Annotated in this window: 17 protein-coding genes and 1 pseudogene; 12 read left to right on the top strand and 6 right to left on the bottom strand. The window is 42.3% G+C overall.

Annotated elements, in window-relative coordinates:
• The first annotated feature begins 41 nt into the window (after positions 1–41).
• The 7 genes from ACM5QX_RS17140 (at position 42) to psb35 (ending at position 7,689) form a co-directional block, all read left to right on the top strand.
• A complete protein-coding gene (locus tag ACM5QX_RS17140) occupies positions 42–278 on the top strand; it encodes a hypothetical protein (RefSeq protein ID WP_414754609.1) in 237 nt (78 codons plus the stop codon).
• Between the two features lie 175 nt (positions 279–453).
• Positions 454–1,521, top strand: coding sequence for an NADPH dehydrogenase NamA (namA, locus tag ACM5QX_RS17145; protein WP_414754611.1), 1,068 nt, complete (start codon positions 454–456; stop codon positions 1,519–1,521).
• A gap of 144 nt (positions 1,522–1,665) precedes the next feature.
• Complete coding sequence (locus tag ACM5QX_RS17150) at positions 1,666–1,836, top strand: hypothetical protein (protein WP_011321109.1); 171 nt, start codon at positions 1,666–1,668, stop codon at positions 1,834–1,836.
• The gene (locus ACM5QX_RS17155) at positions 1,823–3,865 is read left to right on the top strand and encodes a sensor histidine kinase (protein ID WP_414754613.1); all 2,043 of its coding nucleotides are present in this window, start codon (positions 1,823–1,825) and stop codon (positions 3,863–3,865) included. The genes ACM5QX_RS17150 and ACM5QX_RS17155 overlap by 14 nt, the downstream gene beginning before the upstream one ends.
• Entirely contained in the window at positions 3,858–6,866 is a 3,009-nt protein-coding gene (locus ACM5QX_RS17160; RefSeq protein WP_414754615.1) for a PAS domain S-box protein, read from the top strand. The genes ACM5QX_RS17155 and ACM5QX_RS17160 overlap by 8 nt, the downstream gene beginning before the upstream one ends.
• Before the next feature lie 62 nt (positions 6,867–6,928).
• Entirely contained in the window at positions 6,929–7,306 is a 378-nt protein-coding gene (locus tag ACM5QX_RS17165) for a response regulator transcription factor (protein WP_011321106.1), read from the top strand.
• 155 nt (positions 7,307–7,461) lie between these two features.
• The gene (gene psb35, locus ACM5QX_RS17170) at positions 7,462–7,689 is read left to right on the top strand and encodes a photosystem II assembly protein Psb35 (protein WP_414754617.1); all 228 of its coding nucleotides are present in this window, start codon (positions 7,462–7,464) and stop codon (positions 7,687–7,689) included.
• Between the two features lie 61 nt (positions 7,690–7,750).
• Here the strand turns inward: psb35 and ACM5QX_RS17175 are convergent, their stop codons facing one another.
• The 3 genes from ACM5QX_RS17175 to ACM5QX_RS17185 all read right to left on the bottom strand — a co-directional run bounded on the left by ACM5QX_RS17175 (position 7,751) and on the right by ACM5QX_RS17185 (position 9,893).
• Positions 7,751–8,173 (bottom strand): TerB family tellurite resistance protein, encoded by a 423-nt coding sequence (locus ACM5QX_RS17175; protein WP_011321104.1) that lies wholly within the window; start codon positions 8,171–8,173, stop codon positions 7,751–7,753.
• Positions 8,174–8,230: 57 nt separating this feature from the next.
• A complete protein-coding gene (locus ACM5QX_RS17180; RefSeq protein ID WP_414754619.1) occupies positions 8,231–9,580 on the bottom strand; it encodes a 16S rRNA (cytosine(967)-C(5))-methyltransferase in 1,350 nt (449 codons plus the stop codon).
• A gap of 136 nt (positions 9,581–9,716) precedes the next feature.
• A complete protein-coding gene (locus ACM5QX_RS17185) occupies positions 9,717–9,893 on the bottom strand; it encodes a hypothetical protein (RefSeq protein WP_414754621.1) in 177 nt (58 codons plus the stop codon).
• Between the two features lie 39 nt (positions 9,894–9,932).
• On the opposite strand from ACM5QX_RS17185, the gene ACM5QX_RS17190 reads away from it, so the two are divergent.
• The 3 genes from ACM5QX_RS17190 (at position 9,933) to ACM5QX_RS17200 (ending at position 16,063) form a co-directional block, all read left to right on the top strand.
• A complete protein-coding gene (locus ACM5QX_RS17190) occupies positions 9,933–10,940 on the top strand; it encodes an NADP-dependent oxidoreductase (RefSeq protein ID WP_414754622.1) in 1,008 nt (335 codons plus the stop codon).
• Positions 10,941–11,171: 231 nt separating this feature from the next.
• Positions 11,172–12,959 carry a ShlB/FhaC/HecB family hemolysin secretion/activation protein gene (locus ACM5QX_RS17195; protein ID WP_414754624.1) on the top strand — a complete coding sequence of 596 codons (1,788 nt, stop codon included), beginning with the start codon at positions 11,172–11,174 and terminating at the stop codon, positions 12,957–12,959.
• A gap of 461 nt (positions 12,960–13,420) precedes the next feature.
• Positions 13,421–16,063, top strand: coding sequence for an EAL domain-containing protein (locus ACM5QX_RS17200; protein ID WP_414754626.1), 2,643 nt, complete (start codon positions 13,421–13,423; stop codon positions 16,061–16,063).
• Between the two features lie 300 nt (positions 16,064–16,363).
• On the opposite strand, the gene ACM5QX_RS17205 is transcribed toward ACM5QX_RS17200, so the two are convergent.
• The gene (locus tag ACM5QX_RS17205; RefSeq protein ID WP_011321099.1) at positions 16,364–17,077 is read right to left on the bottom strand and encodes a rubrerythrin family protein; all 714 of its coding nucleotides are present in this window, start codon (positions 17,075–17,077) and stop codon (positions 16,364–16,366) included.
• Between the two features lie 396 nt (positions 17,078–17,473).
• Between ACM5QX_RS17205 and dps the strand changes: the two genes are divergently transcribed.
• Positions 17,474–18,040, top strand: coding sequence for a DNA starvation/stationary phase protection protein Dps (gene dps, locus ACM5QX_RS17210; RefSeq protein WP_011321098.1), 567 nt, complete (start codon positions 17,474–17,476; stop codon positions 18,038–18,040).
• 232 nt (positions 18,041–18,272) lie between these two features.
• Complete coding sequence (locus tag ACM5QX_RS17215) at positions 18,273–18,989, top strand: pirin family protein (protein WP_414754627.1); 717 nt, start codon at positions 18,273–18,275, stop codon at positions 18,987–18,989.
• Positions 18,990–19,013: 24 nt separating this feature from the next.
• Here the strand turns inward: ACM5QX_RS17215 and ACM5QX_RS17220 are convergent, their stop codons facing one another.
• Both ACM5QX_RS17220 and ACM5QX_RS17225 read right to left on the bottom strand, forming a co-directional pair.
• Positions 19,014–19,751 (bottom strand): glycoside hydrolase family protein, encoded by a 738-nt coding sequence (locus ACM5QX_RS17220; protein ID WP_414754629.1) that lies wholly within the window; start codon positions 19,749–19,751, stop codon positions 19,014–19,016.
• Between the two features lie 99 nt (positions 19,752–19,850).
• A pseudogene (locus ACM5QX_RS17225) lies at positions 19,851–20,225 on the bottom strand (2'-5' RNA ligase family protein); the annotation flags it as partial.
• Between the last annotated feature and the right edge of the window lie 53 nt (positions 20,226–20,278).

The following is a 20,278-nucleotide window of genomic DNA, read 5'->3' on the forward strand; positions in this document are numbered from 1 at the left end:
ATTAAAGACAACTAAATAGTAAAACTCTGAAGAAATAATTAATGTTTTTTGTAGTAAAGGGAACAGCAATCATGTTTTTTGGACAACTTGAAAGAGAACTATTATGGGTAGAAGTTAATTCACATTGGCAAAACACAAAATTACCGGATAATTTACAGTTAAAAATTGATCAAGGAAAAGGCCAACAAGATATTTGGGAATGTAGTTGTGAAGATATACAGGAAGCATTAACAAAGCGGAAGCCAGTCTCAATGAAAAAATTCTACAGCCAAGAATGAAGGCGGGCTTGGGGGAAGAAAGCAGGGGGACAAATATCTTACTTAGGATGTTGCTCATGGCTTTAGATACGTAACTTGCTTCTCAAAAGGTATCCCCAGGAAAAGCCTTCTGTCTCCTCCTAACTTCAATATTTCCAAATTTCTTTCACCTAGCAAGAGAAGGAATTAATAACTAATGACTCATCTATTTGAACCACTAAGAATTCGTGAAGTTACTTTTCGCAATCGCATCGCCTTATCGCCGATGTGTCAATATTCCAGTACCAATGGCTTTGCTAATGACTGGCACTTGGTTCATTTAGCTTCTCGTGCAGTTGGTGGAGCGGGTTTGGTAATGACCGAGGCGGCGGCTGTGGAAGCTCGCGGACGAATTAGCCCCCAAGATTTGGGAATTTGGTCGGATGCACATATAGAAGCTTTAGCGAGAACCGTCAGCTTGATTCATAACTTTGGTGCAGTAGCGGCTATTCAACTAGCTCATGCAGGGAGAAAAGCCAGCACCTCTAAACCCAGCAAAGGGGGGAAATTTATAGATGAATCTCAGGAAGGTTGGCGACCTGTGGTATCTAGCAGTGCGATCGCTTTTAGTAAAGAAAGCCCAGTACCTGAAGCTTTAAGTATTGAAGGTATCCAGCAAGTTATTCAAGCCTTTGTCCAAGCCACCAAACGTTCCCTGCAAGCTGGATTCAAAGTTATAGAAATTCATGCAGCCCACGGCTATTTACTGCACCAATTTCTTTCTCCCCTAGTTAACCAACGCCAAGATGATTACGGCGGTAGCTTTGAAAATCGTACCCGTTTATTACGAGAAGTAGTTGAGGCTGTGCGAGAGGTATTGCCAGAATCATACCCCTTATTTGTACGCCTCTCTGCTACAGATTGGGTAGATAAAGGATGGGATATTGAACAAAGTATTGCCATCAGTGACAAACTAAAATCTTTAGGCGTAGACTTAATAGATGCTTCTTCCGGTGGGGTTATACCGGGTATTAATATACCTGTAAAACCTGGATACCAAGCTCAGTTTGCCGAACGTATCCGTAAAGAAGCCAATATTGCTACTGGGGCAGTAGGTTTAATTACATCCCCAGAACAAGCCGACCAAATTATTCGCGCTGGTGTCGCCGACATAGTTTTATTAGGACGTGAACTCCTCCGCAATCCCTACTGGCCTCACCTAGCAGCTAAAGAACTAGGACACGAGAAACACTGGCCAGTTCAATATGACCGAGCTTGGTTGTAATTTTAGTGCTGAGTAGTGAGTAAGAAAGGTATTCTCCTCTTGCTCCCTACTTTCTACTTTACGGCAGCTTAACTTTACCGTTATGCTGCCATTTTTTTTGGGAAGACTAGTCTTGATAGTAAATTCATATATTTTTAAAATTTTATGGCAATAACTCTTCTATGGGGGGGTGCTAGGTACATCGGACAAAAAGCAAGACAGCAACTAATGGCAAGTGATGTTGTTCTGTTCTGGGATGAAATTAATCACCGTGTTGGTTTGACAGTAGCTAATTTACAAGGTGCTTTAGGTGAGGTGTTGTATGTCCGCAATTAACCTCAAAAAGATTTTTAGCAAAAAAGAGTTACCTTTACTTCTGCAAAACTTAGTTGAGCAAATCAAGGTAGCGATTGATGTGGAGCTAGTAGACGGCACAAAACTGCTGAGTATTGGGGAGCAAACTTCACAACACCGACATTCAATTGAAGTGTCGGGAGAGATCATCGGCTGGGTTGTTGGTGAAGAACAGGCCAGCATAGTAGCTAGTTTGCTGTCATTTTTGGCAAAACAAGAAGCAGAGAAGAAAGAGCTGGCTAAAGAATTGTTGGAGCGATACCAAGAAATTGATTTGTTTGAGGATATCTCCACTCAACTGACTAGAAGTTTAGATACTCGACAGATTGCTCAACTGGTTCTCAAAGAATTGAGTCAACTGATGGAATCGTCTGCGGGGATAATTCTGCTCCTCAGCCCAGATAAAACTGCCTTTGAAACTATTGCAGAATTTGGTCAGCTTTTTCAACAAAATCAACCGCAACCAGGCCAGGGAATTATTGGCAGCATTGTACAATCTGGTCGGGCAGAGCTGATCAATAATTTACCAGCTGATCGGCGGATATATGAGCAAAAAAACGTCAACGCACTGATTTGCGTACCCTTGCGAGCGAAAGATCGGATATTGGGAGCGATCGCCATTGGTACAACCAAAACCGAAGCATACAAAGCTGAACACCTCAAGCTTGTAAGTATTTTTGCCTCACAAACTGCGATCGCTATTGAAAAAGCCTTGCTTTATGAACAAAGCACTCAAGCCACCGCCCAAGCGAAAGCCCAAACAGAAAAACTTCAGCAAGCTCTCCATGAATTGCAATTAGCACAAACGAAGTTAATCCAAAGCGAAAAAATGTCGAGTTTGGGGCAACTCATGGCCGGAGTTGCCCACGAAATCAACAATCCAGTTAACTTCATTTGTGGGAATTTGAGGTACGTTGCCGAATACGCCAATGACTTACTATACCTATTGCATGAGTATCAGAAATTCTTACCTGTGGCTCCATCTGAGATGGAATTAGATTTAGACAATATTGATCTGGAATTTATTCGGGACGATTTGCCCAAATTGCTGGACTCCATGAAAGTTGGCACAGATCGCATTGTAGAAATTGTCAAATCCCTGAAGAATTTCTCCCGCCATGACGAAGCCGAAATGAAAACCGTCAACATTCAAGATGGCATTGACGGGACGCTAATGATTCTCCGCCATCGTCTGAAAGCTGGCCCTAATTATTCAGAAATTGAAGTCGTTAAAGACTATGCCCAACTTCCTTTAATTGAGTGCTACCCAGGACAGTTGAATCAGGTGTTTATGAACATCTTGGCAAATGCCATTGATGCTTTAGAAGAGTCAAGAGTCAACAGTCAAGAGTCAACAGTCAACAACCCTAAACTATTGACTATGGACTATGGACTTTTGACTAAACCCCAAATCACCATTCGCACCGAAGCCCTAGATGATCAATGGGTGGTGATTCACATTGCCGACAATGGCTCAGGAATCAAGGAAGATATCATGGGACGCATTTATGATCCCTTCTTCACCACGAAAGAGGTTGGTAAAGGAACTGGGTTAGGCATGGCCATCAGCCACCAAATTATTGTAGAGAGACATCATGGAATTCTCAAATGTCGTTCTCAACCAGGTCAAGGTACAGAATTTTGGATTCAAATCCCAGTCAACTGTTCAGCAATGGAAGTGGCTAAAGAGCAAAATCGTCTGATTCCTGACCTGAACACTGCAACCTTACCAACCCCTACAAGCGAACTATCCCCAACTGCTGATGCAGATGGTTTCATTCCCTCGACAACTCCCACCTTCAAACCAACAGAATTGCTGCTCCGTCATACTCAACTAATCCGCCAACTTTCCGAACAGAGTCCAGGCGTTGATACTGCATCTTCTGAGCAAATTTACCAAATTTTTCAGCGTAACCCAATTTCGTTAAAACTTTACGCCACCTTGTTGTCCTGGTTCTGTTGTTCTCAGCCTACACCAATTAATCACCAAGGAAACCACAACCATGTCTAACCAACTTGATGAATGTAATCGCCTCCTTTGGGAAAAATGTCCTGTTGGTCTAGTATTGTGGCGAAAAAATGGCGCATTGATAGATGTTAATCCCACTTATGCCACCATTTTGGGGAGAACTGTCTCAGAAACCCTCAACTTAAACTACTGGCAAATTACTCCTGAAAACTATCTTGCCTCCGAGCGAACCATACTAGAGCAACTAGAACAGACCGGTTGTTACGAAGCCTATGAGCAAGAGTATCTGCACAAAGATGGACACTTGGTTCCGGTGAAAGTTTCCACTGTGATGATTGAGAAAGATGGCGAGAAGCTGATGTGGTCGAGTGTAGAAGACATTAGCAACATCAGACAAACCCAAAAAGAACGTCAACAATCAGAAAAAATCTTGAAACAGAGCGAAGCACGATACCGCTCTCTGGTGACAACTAATACACAAATTATTTGGGTCAGTTCACCAGAAGGAATTTGCTTTGAACTCAAAGACTGGATCGCTTACACAGGACAAACTTTAGCGGAAGCTGAGAACGGAGGGTGGATTGATGCTGTTCATCCCGATGATCGGGGCTACACCGGAGAAGCCTGGGGTATTGCTGTAGCCAACCGTAGTCAATACCAAATTGAATACCGGATTCGTGGCAAGGATGGCAATTATCGCTACTTTTGGGTTTGGGGCGCTCCCGTTATTGAAGAAGATGGCAATGTCCGGGAGTGGATTGGCACCTGTACAGATATTCACGATCGCAAGTTAGCCGAAGCCGAAAATCAACGTCTGAAGGAACGATATCGCTCTTTGGTAACTGCTAGTTCCCAAATTGTTTGGGGAACAACCCCAGAAGGATGGGGAATCAGTAGCGAAATGCTCACTTGGATAGCTTATACAGGACAGAGTGAAGCGGAGGTTGAGGGTTGGGGTTGGCTTGATCCCATTCACCCCGATGACCGCACCCGTTCCTTAGAAGCCTGGAATGGGGCTGTAGCGAACCGGAGTATTTACCAAACCGAATATCGGCTACGTGGCAAAGATGGCACTTACCGCTACTTCTCGGTTTGTGGTGTTCCAGTCTTAAAACAAGATGGCAGTATTCAAGAATGGATTGGCACCTGTACCGATATTCATGACCGCAAGCTGGCAGAAATGGCTTTAAGACAACTCAATCAACAACTGGAAGCCAGAGTAGCAGAACGGACGGCGGCGCTGCAAAATACCCTAGCTGAAGCCCAAGGATTAAATGCCATTTTAGATAACTTGGCAGATGGTTTGTTGGTAGTGGACACCACAGGACAAATTACCCATTACAATCCTGCGTTTTTAGCTATGCACGGATTAACAGCCAATACCCTGAGTGGACATTATCAGGAACTACCTATATTCGGTTTAGCAGATTTGATTGAACATACTCGATCCCATCCTGGAGAGGTGTTTACTGCTGATGTAGCACTGGCGAAAGACCGCATTGGGCAAGCCGTAGGGACAGCGATCTTTAAGCGGACAGACACCCAGGAAGTTGCCGCTTGCTTTGGTTCAGCGCTGTTGATTCGGGATGTAACGGCGGAAAAAGAAATCGACAAAATGAAAACTGATTTTATCTCCACAGTTTCCCACGAACTCAGGACACCACTAACTTCTGTCCTTGGTTTTGCCTCCATCATTCAAGAAAAACTGCAAAAAGATGTATTCCCCATCCTGTCCACCGAAGATCGTAAACTGCAAAAAACCATCAAGCGGGTGGGTGACAATCTCAATATTATTGTGTCGGAAGCAGAACGACTCACATCTTTGATTAACGATGTTTTAGACATTGCCAAGATGGAAGCAGGTAAGGTGGAATGGCAAATGCAGCCCATCGACCCTGGTGAGTTATTGGATTGGGCGACTACTTCCACAGCTGCATTATTTGAAACTAATGGTCTACAGTTGCTCACAGAAATTGAATCTGGATTGCCGCAAATCATAGGCGATCGCAATCGTCTATTACAAGTCCTGATCAATTTAATTTCTAATGCCGTTAAGTTTACTGAATTTGGCTCTGTTACCTGTCGCGTCAAACAAGACAAAGATGGTGTATGTATCAGTGTCATTGATACAGGTGTTGGTATTGCCCCAGAAGACCAGCCTAAAGTATTTGAGAAATTCCGCCAAGTTGGCGATACCCTCACCGACAAACCCAAAGGTACAGGGTTAGGACTACCCATCTGTAAACAAATTGTCGAACATCATGGTGGCAGAATCTGGGTGGAAAGTGAACCAGGTCATGGTAGCGTCTTCTCTTTCCACATTCCCATCTACGCTAGCAATCACAACACCAATGCTAATCTCAATCTCGATGCCTTAGTCAGACAACTGAAAGAACACGTCATCACTGCCAACCAAGTATGCAGCGAAAACCGCAAAACCATTCTTGTTGTCGATGATGATGCCAATATTCGAGAACTACTCCGTCAACAACTAGAAAATGAAGGCTACAACGTTCGGGAAGCCAAAGATGGTATGGATGCGATTCATCAAATCAAAATATCCTCCCCTGATTTGATTGTTCTGGATGTGATGATGCCCCAAATTAACGGTTTTGATGTAGCGGCTGTTTTGAAAAACGATCCCCTAACCGCAGACATTCCCATCATCATTCTCTCAATTGTGGAAAATAAAGAACGCGGTCACCACATTGGGATTGATCGCTATCTCACCAAGCCTATCAATACAGAAGAACTTCTCAATGAAATTGGCTCGCTCCTTTCCCAGGGTATTTCTAGTAAGAAGGTTTTGGTTGTTGATCAAAACGCGTCAACTTTAAAAACTATATCGGATGTATTGCAAACTCAGGGATACAACGTGATTGAAGCCTCAGATCCCCAAGAATGTATCCGTAAAGCCCTGTCAGCTAAACCGGACATGATCATCATCGATTCTATCTTCTCTCAAGAAGCCGACTTAGTGAAAACTCTCAAATTTGAAAAGGAGTTAGAGAATGTATTCTTCATCATGCTCTCAGATCGCTAATCAGTTCGGGACGAGGGAATACGAATAAGCTGTTTTGAATTTTGAATTTTGAATTGATTCATATGACCCAAAAAATTCTCATTGTTGACGATGAACCCAATATCGTGATTTTGCTGGAACAAGCCCTAGAAGCATTAGAAGACGAAGGGGTAGAACTTTTAACCGCCAGAAACGGGGAAGAAGCCCTGGAAAGCATAAAAAATGAACAACCAAACCTAGTGTTTCTTGATGTGATGATGCCGAAAATGAGTGGTTTGGAAGTGTGTCAGATTGTTAAACATGACCTACAAATGACTCATGTGTATATTGTCATGTTGACAGCCAAGGGACAGGAGTTTGATAAACAAAGAGGAATGGATGTTGGTGCTGATTTGTATTTAACCAAACCATTTCGCCCCAAAGAAGTTCTGGAAAAATCAATGCAGATTTTAGGCTTTTAAGAAAATTCTCTACCTCTAACCCTTCTTTCCTACTCCCTATTCTCTGTTGTCTGCCCTATGTAATAGCAAGTATTTCAAACTAGGGGGGGATGTAGGTGTTACAATTTTTTTATACTCTGTTAAGAAGTGTTGCGTAAATTAGGAACATATTACTTATGCGTATATTCATGCAGGCAGCAGATGCGATCGCTACGGGTGGAAATCACTTCCCCACAGCTTTTACGTTGGTGTATGTAGTCGGTTTTATTGCGGCTGTCACCATTGGCTCCATTGCTTGGTACAACTCTAAGCGTCCTGTTGGTTGGGAAAGCAAAGAACGCCCCGATTTTGTCCCGAAGGTGGAAAAAGAAGAAACTCCGGGTCTGGGCGAACCGAAGTCTTAATTAGTTATTAGTCATTAGTCGTTTAGTCAATCAAGTCTGGACTATGGACTTTTGACTATAGTTAATTTTGAACTTCTACCCAACGCCGATACAGTTGTTGGATCTGCTTTAACAGTACAGTATGAGCTGCTTGGTTTGATTCGTTTGATTTTGCTAGATCCTGTAGTTTTGTCAGGAGCTTTGCTTCTTCAATCGCTACTTCTCCATCACTGTAAATCAGACCACTAATGGCTTCGATCAAATGTTCGCAGTCTTCGAGACTAGGGCGATCGCCTAGATATTCTTTCACCCATTTGTAGCATTCATTGGGTTTGACAGCAACTAACTCGTACAGCCAAGGCTTAATCTCTGGATCGCTAGCCAAACCTTTCGCTTGGGCTATCTCGCGCAGATATTGCCGTTCTTCTGGTTGGATTTTGCCATCAATCCAAGCCGCACCTATCAAGATTTTAACTAAATTTTTTACATTGGAATCTGTCACCATCGCTGCCTCCTCTGGGAGATTCAGGCTTCAATCAAATCGTACTATCCCTGATAGTAATCATTCGGAAACGTTGGTTTTTCTTAAGCGCACCATGAAAAAGCCGTCCATGTCTTGATTGTGAGGCCAAACTTTCAGCCAGCCTTGTGGTGTAGTGTAGTCAGAATAAGGCGAATCAGGACTAGGTGGCTCAATTTGCCAACCAGAATTTTCAGCCATAAATTCCGTAATTACTTCTTCATTTTCTGCCGGATGTAACGTGCAAGTGGCATAAACCAGCACACCCCCAACTTTGACAAATTTTGATGTATGTGATAATAGTTCCTGTTGCAGCTTCGAGAGTTCCTGGACAGATTCTGGTGTTTGTCGCCAGCGCGCATCAGCATGGCGGTGTAAAGTCCCCAAGCCAGAACATGGGGCATCCAGTAACACACGGTCAGCAACATTATAAAATTGCGGTAAGTTGCGACTGTCACCTGTGCAAATTTCAATCGAGTGTAAATTCAGGCGTTGGGCATTCTCTTTCAGCTTACGCAAACGTGAAGCAGTGCGATCGCCCGCCCAAACTTTTCCCTCATCTTTCATTAACTCAGCAATGTGAGTCGTCTTACCTCCCGGTGCCGCACAAGCATCAATGATCACTTCACCTGGTTGGGGATCAAGCAAATGACTAACTAACTGAGCGCTAGCATCCTGCACAAACCACCAACCTTGACTAAACCCTGGAAGTTTTTGGATGGAACCAGTATTTCCAATAAGTCGTAAAGCTTGGGGTAAATGGGGAATAGGTCTAGCCAAAACCCCCGCAGATTTTATAGCTGTTTCCACTTCTGCAACGGAAACACGTAAGGGGTTGACTCTCAAATCAATGGTTGGTGTTTGGTTCATCCATTCACAGAGTTTTTCCGTCTCCGTCAAACCCAACTGTTCCAACCATACTTTGATAATCCAGTCAGGGAAGCTATGTAAAATTCCCAACCTTTCCACAGGATTTTCTGGGAATTCGAGAAAGTCTGGTGATGCTTCAGCCAACCGGGTATATTGCCGTAATAAACCATTAACAAAACCTGTCAGTCCGGCGAAACCATTATCTTTCGCTAATTCCACAGTGGTATTCACAGCCGCAGAAGCAGGGATACGCTCTTGATAACGCAGTTGATATAAACCTAGATGTAAGATACTGCGGAGTTCTGTTGGCTGTTGGTGCGATTTCTTTTTGGCGAGTTGGTCAATAATAAAATCAAGAGTCCGTTGTCTTCTGACACTGCCATACAGTAATTCTGTCACTAGACGGCGGTCAATATCTGATAAATTTGCTTTTTGCAACGCCCTATCTAAAGCAACATCTGTATAAGCCCCTTTATGCACGTCTCTCAGAGCGATAAAAGCTATTTGACGGGAATTAGTCATGGAGAATTTTTGAGTATAGAATTTGCCGTTAATTAACCTCACACCCTTTCTGTTCTTACTTTACTTGGACTTGTGTGTACACTTTCGCCCTTCTCGCAACTTCACCTCCGTTAGAGACTCAGCTTCATGGATATGACTATGACCTATGGACAGGTGGGCGTTGCATAAATGCGGGATGAATTGGGACTTTTGTACAAAGCATAATATTGATTCTTTGCGTCTTTGCGCCTTTGCGTGAGACAAAAATCATCCCACTAATCAGCAACGCCGACAGGTGTAGCCGATCGCCTGATGCCAAAATGAAAAACATCATGTACTTTGGCCATCAGTTTTACTATGGAGTAATTTTTCTATGGCTGATACAGTAAATCAACAAATCGTACTCAAAAGTCGCCCTGTTGGGGAACCACAAGAGAGTGATTTTGCTTTGGTAGAGTCACCAATTCCCCAACCTGGGGAAGGTGAGGTTCTCAACCGCACTATTTATTTATCCCTCGACCCATATATGCGTGGTCGTCTCAGTACCAATGCTTCCTACGCAGCCTCAACGGAATTAAACTCAGTTATTGTTGGTGAAACAGTCAGCCAAGTCATTAAATCCCATCATCCAGACTTTCAACCAGGAGATTTTGTTCTCAGCAATCATGGTTGGCAAACTTACGCTGTTGCTAAAGGTAAGACTTTGCGTAAACTTGACCCCAATCAGGCTCCTCTATCCTACTATTTAGGCGTATTGGGTATGCCTGGTCTAACTGCTTACGCCGCTTTACTGGATATAGGTCAACCAAAAGCAGGTGAAACTGTAGTTATTTCCGCCGCTTCTGGTGCTGTTGGTGCGGTAGCAGGTCAAATTGCCAAAATTAAAGGCGCTAGAGTGGTAGGGATTGTTGGTAGTGACGAAAAGCGCGACTATATTGTCAAAGAATTAGGCTTTGATGTGGGAATTAACCGTCGGACGCAAGAAATCGCTTCAGCACTGCAAGAAGCTGCACCTGATGGTATTGATGTTTATTTTGACAATACCGCAGGTGAAATTTTAGAAGCGGTGTTGCAGCAAATTAACTTGGGAGCCAGAATTCCTTTGGTAGGATTAATTTCCCAATATAATGCTTCATCACCACCTCCTGGCCCGAATCTACTGCCTTTGCTCATTAAAAGAGCTTTAATTAAAGGTTTTTTGGTGAGTGATTATCAACACCGTTTTTCTGATTTTGCCCGTGATGTTACTGAATGGTTGCAGTCAGGACAACTGAAATATAAAGAAGATGTAGTCGTTGGTTTGGAAAATGCTCCTCGTGCCTTTATTGGCTTGTTGCGAGGGGAGAATTTTGGCAAATTAATTGTCAAGGTGAGTCAATAGATAGTTGGCAGTTGTCAGTTGTCAGTTGTCAGTTGTCAGTTGTCAATAGTCAATAGTCAACAGTAATTCTTCTTTGCTTCCCCTGCTCCCCCTGCTCCCTGCTCCTTTACCGTTGCGTAGATGAAATTTTGATGGTTAGCGTGTACCTAGACCAGAAGATGAAGTAATATTCACTTCTGAAGCCGTAGCCGTGCAAATCTCTTATTGTTGGCAAATAAACAAATTACTAGCATGATGTATCGCCACCCAAAGCTTGCAGTTTCTTGGTTGCCGTTGAGTATATTTTTATCACTCAACAGCATAGATTTTCTGCCTGTGAACGCTCAAGCTGTTGATCGGACGCAACTACCAAATAGTAACCCTACGCAACCACTACCTCAGCCTCAAGATATCCAACCACCTGCACCTGTTCCTTTACCTCCACCCCAGCAGCCACAGCAATTACCGCCACCAGGAGAGTTACTCCAGCCGTCTTCTCCCGACATTAACCCACAGCAGCAAGTACCGGAAAATGCGCCTCAAACTATTACAGTAGAAAGGTTTGAAGTTGTTGGCAGTACAGTATTTAGTCAGGAAGAGTTAGCCAAGGTTACCACCGAGTTTACCAAAAGACCTATTACATTAGCAGAACTGTTTCAAGCTCGTTCTAAAATTACCGAACTATACGTCAATAAAGGTTACATTACTTCTGGTGCTTACATCCCACCGCAAACTATTAAATCTGGTGTCATTAAAATTCAGGTAGTGGAAGGTAAGTTAGAAGATATTCAAATTACTGGAAATCGGCGACTCAAGCCTAATTATGTCCGCAGTCGGTTGGCGATCGCCACACAACCCCCCCTCAACCGCGAAAGTTTACTAGAAGCACTACAATTATTACAACTTAATCCGTTGATTCAAAATCTTTCTGCTGAACTTTCAGCAGGTTCTCGTCCGGGGACGAGTGTACTACAGGTACAAATCACAGAGGCAAAATCTTTTAATGCTCAATTAGCTTTAGATAATGGGCGATCGCCTGGAGTCGGGAGTTTTCGCCGCCGAGTACAATTAAATGAAGCTAACTTACTGGGCTTCGGTGATAACATCAGTTTAGCTTATAGTAATACTGATGGTAGTAACACCCTTGATACAAGTTACACTTTGCCATTGAATCCCCGCAACGGCACAATCAGCTTTAATTTTGGCACTTCATCCAGCAATGTGATTGAAGAACCTTTTAATACTCTCGATATCGAGTCCTCCTCTCGCTACTACGAAATCACCTATCGTCAACCATTAGCTCAATCTCCCAGCCAAGAATTCGCTATTGGTTTGACAGCCTCACGTAGAGAAAGTGAAATATCTTCTTCACTGTTCGACGAAGAACCTCGTTTACCGCCTAGTGTGCTTTCCCCTGGCGCTGATGATCAGGGACGCACCAGGATATCTGCGTTGCGTTTCTTCCAAGAATGGACTACTCGTAACAGTCGGCAAGTTTTCGCAGTGCGATCGCAATTTAATCTGGGTATAGGTGCATTGAACGCCACAGTTAATGCTGAACCTCCCGATAGTCGCTTTTTTTCTTGGCAGGGACAAGCACAATGGGCGCGTCTCCTAGCTCCAGAAACCTTATTAATTATTAAAGCTAATACACAGATAGCATCCAAAGGGCTGTTATCTTTGGAACAATTTGGTCTGGGCGGTTTAGATAGCGTCCGGGGTTATCGGCAAGATTTTCTCCTAACTGATAATGGTGCTTTTGCTTCAGCCGAAGTACAAATACCAATTCTGCGATTATCTCGGTCTGATGGTTTGTTACAAGTCACCCCGTTTGTGGATTTTGGTGTTGCTTGGAATAACTATCGAGAGACTCCAGACCCTAATACCCTAGCATCAGTTGGTCTGGGCTTGCGGTGGTCAAGTGGCGATCGCTTTAGCGCCCGTCTTGATTGGGGAATTCCTTTAATATCCGTTGATTCACAAGCCAGAACCTGGCAAGAGAATGGATTATATTTTTCCCTGATTTATAATCCTTTTTAAAATTTCCCAGAGTTCAAAAAATCTTCGCTCTAAAAATTTGTATATAAATTACGCAATTTTCACACAAATTGCGTAAATAAACGCAAGATATATTGAGCCTGAAGGGTTTATTGTGATTATTTATAATAAACATTTGGCAAAAAGTTACATCAAAAAAACTATGTATAATATTAATCCATGACAAGCTATGACGCTTTTACATTACATAGTCATTTGTGTGGTTTGTTGACTACTAACGGTTAACCCGTCAACTGTTAACAGTCAACACGAAAAGATGTGCAAGTTAAAGCAAAGGCAGCTTAACCTTCTGCCATCCATTTGTGAGTTGAGGAAATTTTGGCATTGAGAAAGCTGAATAATGAATTGATGTGCATTAGCAAGAATGGCTGTTATAAATAGTGAAGTCTAATTAATATATTTCCACTGTATATTCAAAATATTTGAGGATTTGAGAAAGAATAATGCCAGGCAACGAGTGGGAGAAAATACGCCACATACTAGTTGTCCAAGACTTGCAAGGACAGCGCACCATACCATTGCAGGAGGCCACTTATTCTATTGGACGGCATACCAGTAATGCGATTGTTCTCCATTCTCGGTCAGTATCCAGACAACACGCCATTTTACTGCGGGTAACCCTTCCTGAGACTGACCAATGTAGTTTTCGGATCATTGATGGCAACTTCAAAGGACAGGGAAGCACTAATGGTTTACTTGTAAATGGGACTAGATGCTTTTCCCACAATCTCAGGCACGGGGATGTGATCAACTTTGGTAGCCATCAAGCTCAAGCCAAATACTATGCTATTTCCAACATTTCCGAAAAAGCTTTTTTTGCATCTGCTGACGTTGAAGACTTATCAACGTTTTTATCTGAGCTGTCCCAACCTGTCAATCCTTTTCAAACTTTAGTTGTTGATCCTGAGTTTGAAGGTGCTAGTGAGACTGCTTTAGCTCGCTTAGCATCCTTCCCAGAACTGATTCCCAATCCAATTATTGAGACAGATTTAGAAGGACGAGTCACATATATCAACCCAGCTGCATCTGTGAAATTTCCAGATTTGCGAGAACTGGGTAAACGACATCCGATTTTAAAAGATATTCTCAATGTTGCTGAAAACCCCAAAATCAATCCGTTTGTCCGAGAAGTGACAGTTGGTCATGCAGTTTATGAACAATCAGTCCATAATTTGCCAGAAAGCGATTTAATTAGAACCTATATTATACGTGATATTACTGAACAAAAACAAGCTGAAGCCGAACTACATCAGCGCGATCGCCTGTTACAGGCAGTAGCAGAAGCGGCTAATTGGTTAGTTGTGGAAATGAATTATGACACTGCTATTGAAAAAGCTTTAGCTGTCGTGGGTGAAGCCGCCCAGGCAGACCGAGCTTATTTATTTAAAAACCATCCTCATCCCGTTACGGGGAAAACGGCAGTAAGCTTACAATTTGAATGGTATTGCTCCGGCCTCCAGCCTTCTATTCAATATTGGCAGAATCAGCTTTATCAGTCTGCTGAATTATCACGTTGGTACAGTATTTTATCTAGTGGTAAATCCATCAATGAACTGAGGCGAAAATTGCCCATAGTGGAACGTGAACTTCTGGAAAGGCAGGGGATTCAGTCTCTGTTGTTAGTACCTCTGAGACTAGAAGATCAATTTTGGGGCTACCTTGGTTTAGCAGATTGCACTCAAGAGCGTTACTGGTCAAGGCATGAAGAATCTACACTTTTGACAATGGCAGCTAGTATTAGTGGTGCTTGGCAACGTCAACAAGTGGAAGAAAAAATTCGCTACCAAGCCCTACATGATTTGCTGACAGGATTACCCAATCGCTTACTATTTAATGAGTTACTGGCTAAAGCTTTAGCTAACGCATCGCGCAGTCAACAGAGTTTAGCTGTCATGTTTCTTGACCTGGATCGTTTCAAAGTCATTAATGATACTCTGGGTCATAGCTTGGGCGATCGCTTATTAAAAAGTGTCGCCCAAAGATTGTGTGACTGTCTGAGAAGTGGAGACACAGTTTCTCGTTGGGGAGGTGATGAATTTACAATTCTCCTACCCCACATAAGTTATATCGAAGAAGTCACCCAGGCAGCTTACAGGATTCTCAAAGCTTTAGAAGAAGTTTTCCATCTGGATGGGCATGAACTTTACGTGAGTGCTAGTTTGGGCATAGCCTTACTCGATCACCACAGTCCAGACGCAGAAGCCCTAATTAAACACGCAGACGCAGCCTTGTATCATGCCAAAGATGAGGGGAGAAATAACTATCAGTTTTACACCACTAGCTTAAGCGGTAAAACCCCAGAACTGCTAACTTTAGAAAAAAGTCTGCGTTATGCCTTAGAAAAGCAAGAATTAACAGTTTACTATCAACCCCGCGTTAATATCCTCACCGGACAAATTACTGGTATGGAAGCATTGTTACGTTGGCAACATCCAGAGATGGGGATAGTAGCACCGAGTATTTTTATTCCCATTGCTGAGGAAACTGGGTTAATTATTCCTATTGGTGAATGGGTATTGCGTACAGCCTGTATGCAAAACCGAGCTTGGCAAGAAGCTGGATTACCTCCTTTGCAAATGGCTGTCAACCTTTCTCCCAAACAGTTTCGTCAACCCAATTTGCTAGAAATTGTCTCGGCAATTTTAGCCGAAACAGCTTTAGCACCAGAGTTTTTAGAATTAGAAATTACGGAATCAACAGCTATTGAGGATATTGATTTTACTAGGAGTGTGTTAGAAGATTTGCAGCAGATGGGTGTTGATATTGCCATTGATGACTTTGGTACTGGCCATTCTTCCTTATCCCGGTTACAGCTTTTACCACTCCACAATCTGAAAATTGATGGGTCTTTCATCAAAGCATTGACCACAGATAGCAAAGTAGCACATATCGTCAAGGCGATCGTGACTTTGGGCAGGAGTCTAGGTTTGAGGCTAACGGCTGAAGGGGTAGAAAAACAGGAAGAACTTGATTTTTTAAAATCAATCAACTGTCAGGATGTCCAAGGTTTCTTGTTCTATAAGCCTCTTTCTGCCGAAAAAGCAACGGAAATTCTTCAAAGTGAAAGAAAACACGCTGCTTTGTAATATCGAGTTTGATTTATGCTTGGGAATAGGTAATAAGGTGATACGCATCTAGATCAAATATTCTTTCGTCGGGGCTGTCCATAGTCAAGAGTCCAGAGTCAAAGACTAGCTTGGACTGTGGACTTTGGACTTTTGACAACCTGAGTGCGAAATATACAATTTAAATGCGTAACAGCTTAGCTGATTGGTAATTGGTTTTGATGTTTACCAATTACCAAGCCTCCTACAGGAATCTGATTTGATGATTGAACAAACGTAAGTGTCTGCCCTACGTATATTGGACAAATCAAATAGTTGCTTCTAAGCCGCAGTTTTTTCCTCAAGTAGCTTAAATGTCTTTTTGGTAGCGCCACAAATCGGACATTGCCAATCGTCAGGGATATCTTCAAATGGCGTACCTGGCGCAATTCCAGAATCGGGATCACCTGCAACAGGATCATAAATCATACTGCATTGTCTGCAAATCCATTTACGAGTGTTGGGATCTTCACCAACTACTCTGGTAACTGGTTGTCCACCATTTAATACTTCTAATGCTTCAGTGTAGCGATCGGCGTGGTAATTTTCGATAAACTTCAATAAACCAAAGCGGTGTGCAGCTTCGCGGAAAGTGCTGGCGTGTTCGCTAGATTCTTGCGCTTGTTTGAGAAATTCTTCCGCCGCCGGATGATCGCGATCGCTTTGGGCAGCTGCGGCAAAATCAGGATACATTGTAGTGTATTCGTAGGTTTCGCCTTCAATAGCCAAAGATAAACACCGAGAGACAATTTCTCGCTTTTGTTCGTCAGTTAAGGCAGACGGATTTTCTACAACCAATTCGGGATGCAGTAACTCAAAATGGGCAAAAGCGTGTTCTGTTTCTTGCTCTGCTGTTTCCCGAAATAGTTTAGCCAAATCTGTAAATCCCAGTTTACGGGCTACTTCGGCAAAAAATAAATACTTACGATTTGCCATCGATTCACCACCAAAGGCAGCTTCTAAGTTTTGCAGTGTAGTAAAGTTTGATAAATCCATAGTCTTTGGATGTAGTAAAGTATATTTACATAGCAAATATAGGCTCTAAATCACGTAAATAAGTTGTTATTGGTGTGTACAAAACAACTTTACCCACATTTGCTGCCCATATTTATTTACCCGTTTTGTTAGCTACGACAGGACAATTATAAAGCAGCTGCATTGAGAAGATGAGAGGCTCCCCAATATAAAGTCCGGTTAATCCTCTACTATCCTTTTGTGAATACCGATTTATAGCGAAAAACAGCACGAGGACAGCGCATTCATCATTTTTCTGCATCTATCGCTGGCATTCATGTCTAAGATGAATGTTATCTATCGCTAGAGAGTTACGCACAAGAGGCACTTAATCCTACTATCTAGAGAGTTAATTCGCACAAGCCATTAGGTAGAATCATGAGTGATAATACTCTGTCATCCCGTCTCTATCCCACCCGTATTGATATTCCATCTGAAAAACGGGTACAAATTGTTGCTATCCTCAATCAAACTTTAGCAGCCACTTTGGACTTAAAAACTCAGGCAAAACAAGCCCATTGGAATGTTAAAGGTACTGATTTCTATCAATTACACGAATTATTCGACGAACTCGCTGGGGAATTAGAAGAGTTTGTTGATCTTGTGGCTGAAAGGGTAACTGCTTTGGGTGGATATGCTGTAGGAACAGCACGCGCCGCCGCAAAAAATTCAATTTTGCCAGAATTTCCCTTTGATATTTTGGATAGTCAGGAGTACGTAGCAGCTTTAGCAGACCGATTTGCACCCTACGCCAAGCATATCCGAGAAGCGATCGCTAAAACTGATGATTTAGGTGATGCTGACACCGCAGACCTTTATACCGAAATCTCCCGCACCATCGATAAGCGACTGTGGTTCCTAGACGCGCATCTACAAGCAGCAGCTGTTAAAGAAGACGGTGGTGCAATTGCTAATAAAATTCAACAGCCAGCTGCTGTTAGATAAACTTTTTTGGGAATCTCTATAATTGCAATTTCATAGTATCTTTTTGGTAAGTACGCCACTTTTTAGTGCGTACTTTTCATTTTATATTGCCATATCTTACTATTTAAATAGTTCAAAAAATAAATTATAAAAAACAAAAATGTATTTTAAAAATTTCATTTTACCAAATTGAACCGAACAAAAATAAGTTCTTGTATCACCAATTAAAATTACCAATTAACGAGGTAAATCTATGTCTCAAAATACAATCAACAATCTCATTCATGATAGAAATGCACGGGGTCGTAGTCAAACAGGTTGGCTTGATAGTTATCACACCTTTTCTTTCAGCAGTTTTTATGATCCCAACCGCATGGGATTCCGTTCTTTACGAGTAATCAATGACGACCGCATTGCACCTGGTGCAGGATTTCCCACTCATGGACATCGTGATATGGAAATTCTCACTTATGTACTCTCTGGTGCAGTAGAGCATAAAGACAGTTTGGGTACTGGTTCTGTTATTCGTCCTGGCGATGTGCAGATTATGAGTGCTGGTACGGGGATTCAACATAGTGAATTTAACCACTCACGCACCGAAGCATTACATTTACTGCAAATCTGGATTTTACCTGACGAACAAGGATTAGCACCCAGATACCAACAGAAAGCTTTCACCCCAGAAGAAAAACGCGGTCAACTGCGTCTTGTAGCTGCTAAAGACGGACGTGATGGCGCTGTCACTATTCACCAAAATGTTGATATCTACGCCTCTATTTTAGAACCAGGTGATGTAGTCAATTATCACGTAAAAGGCGATCGCTATGCTTGGTTGCAAATCGCTCAAGGTGTCGCCACCTTAAATGGTGAAGAACTCAGAGCAGGTGATGGCGTACAAATCAATGGAGAAGAGCAACTGAAAATCAGTACAAGCGTCGGTACAGAGTTATTGCTGTTCGATTTAGCCTGATAATTGATGTTAAATAACTCCCCCCTAAGACCATGACAATGGCTGAAGAAATAGTTTAGCCTCAGCCACTCGTCTGCGTCTTAACCCCGCCTCAACTGGACTACCCGGATTTCTATACATAATTAGAGTGGGTTCAATTTTGTCCCACTCTTGATTATTCAATACTCTAGTAATTGTCTCAAAACCCTTAGAACCATAGAAATTCGCCCCCAAGTTATAAGCAAAACTCAATAATGCTCCTTGTTGGTAAGGATTGAAATCTTCCCATCTAAGTATTCTCTCTAGAGGTGGTAAATATTTACGCTCTAACTGAAAAATTAACAGTTCATCCGCCTCTACTTGGGTAATTTTTTCCCCCAAAGACCATTCGCTACCATCTTTTTTTACAGTAGAACCCCAACCAATAGTATAAGGTTTACCTTTAGAGAGAGGGTCGGGATAAGCTATCAACTTACAGCCTTCAAATTCTTTGATCAAATTCACCCCTGGTAGTGGTAATTTACCGGAAGCTCCACCATAAAGTTTTGCTATTTCTATTTGTCGCTGAATGGCTTTATTTAAAGCATTACGAGTATTTATCTCTACTACGCCATCAGGAGTAATATTTTGTTTTTGTTGGAATTGTTTGACAGCTGCTTCTGTTTTGTTGCCGAAATCACCATCTATCCGACCTGGATCGAATTTTAGTTTAACTAATATTTCTTGCAGTTCGCTCACTTCTGAGCCTTTTGACCCTTTTCTGAGCGTCTCGGTGATACTCATGTTAAGTGTAGTTATTTGATTAATATATACACTTAATAATCAAACCTTTCTGTCTTTACACGCAAAGCATCTGTAATAAAAAGTTATATGTGCTGCCGATTAGAGAAAATTAAACTCTGACTTAATCAGCCAACGTCTACCATCGTGAATCAACAAAGTTAACTTATCCGCAGTGAATTCAAAATCTAGTTGACGATTGGCAAATTCTGTCCAAGCAGCCTGAAAGTTTTGTTTTGTTAAGTCTCGAAAGCCTACTGTCATGTGTGGTACAAAAGGGCGTTGTTTGCCAACTGCATCTACAATCTTCAAGGTAGCTTCTGTATAGCCGATTAACTCAGCTTGCAAGTTCAACAGTGCTGGACTTCTCTCGACATTGATATAAATAACACGGGGTGCAAAGGCATCAAAACCACTGAGAGTTACTGATATCGACTGTTGCTGGCTGGCAAAATCTCTCAAGGAGGTTTCTAGTATAGCCCTCATTTGTCACTCTAAGCAGAGGAAAATACAAAATCAGAGTGAGTCAG

The sequence above is a fragment of the Anabaena sp. CCY 9910 genome (assembly GCF_963920875.1).
Classification (GTDB): domain Bacteria; phylum Cyanobacteriota; class Cyanobacteriia; order Cyanobacteriales; family Nostocaceae; genus Trichormus; species Trichormus variabilis.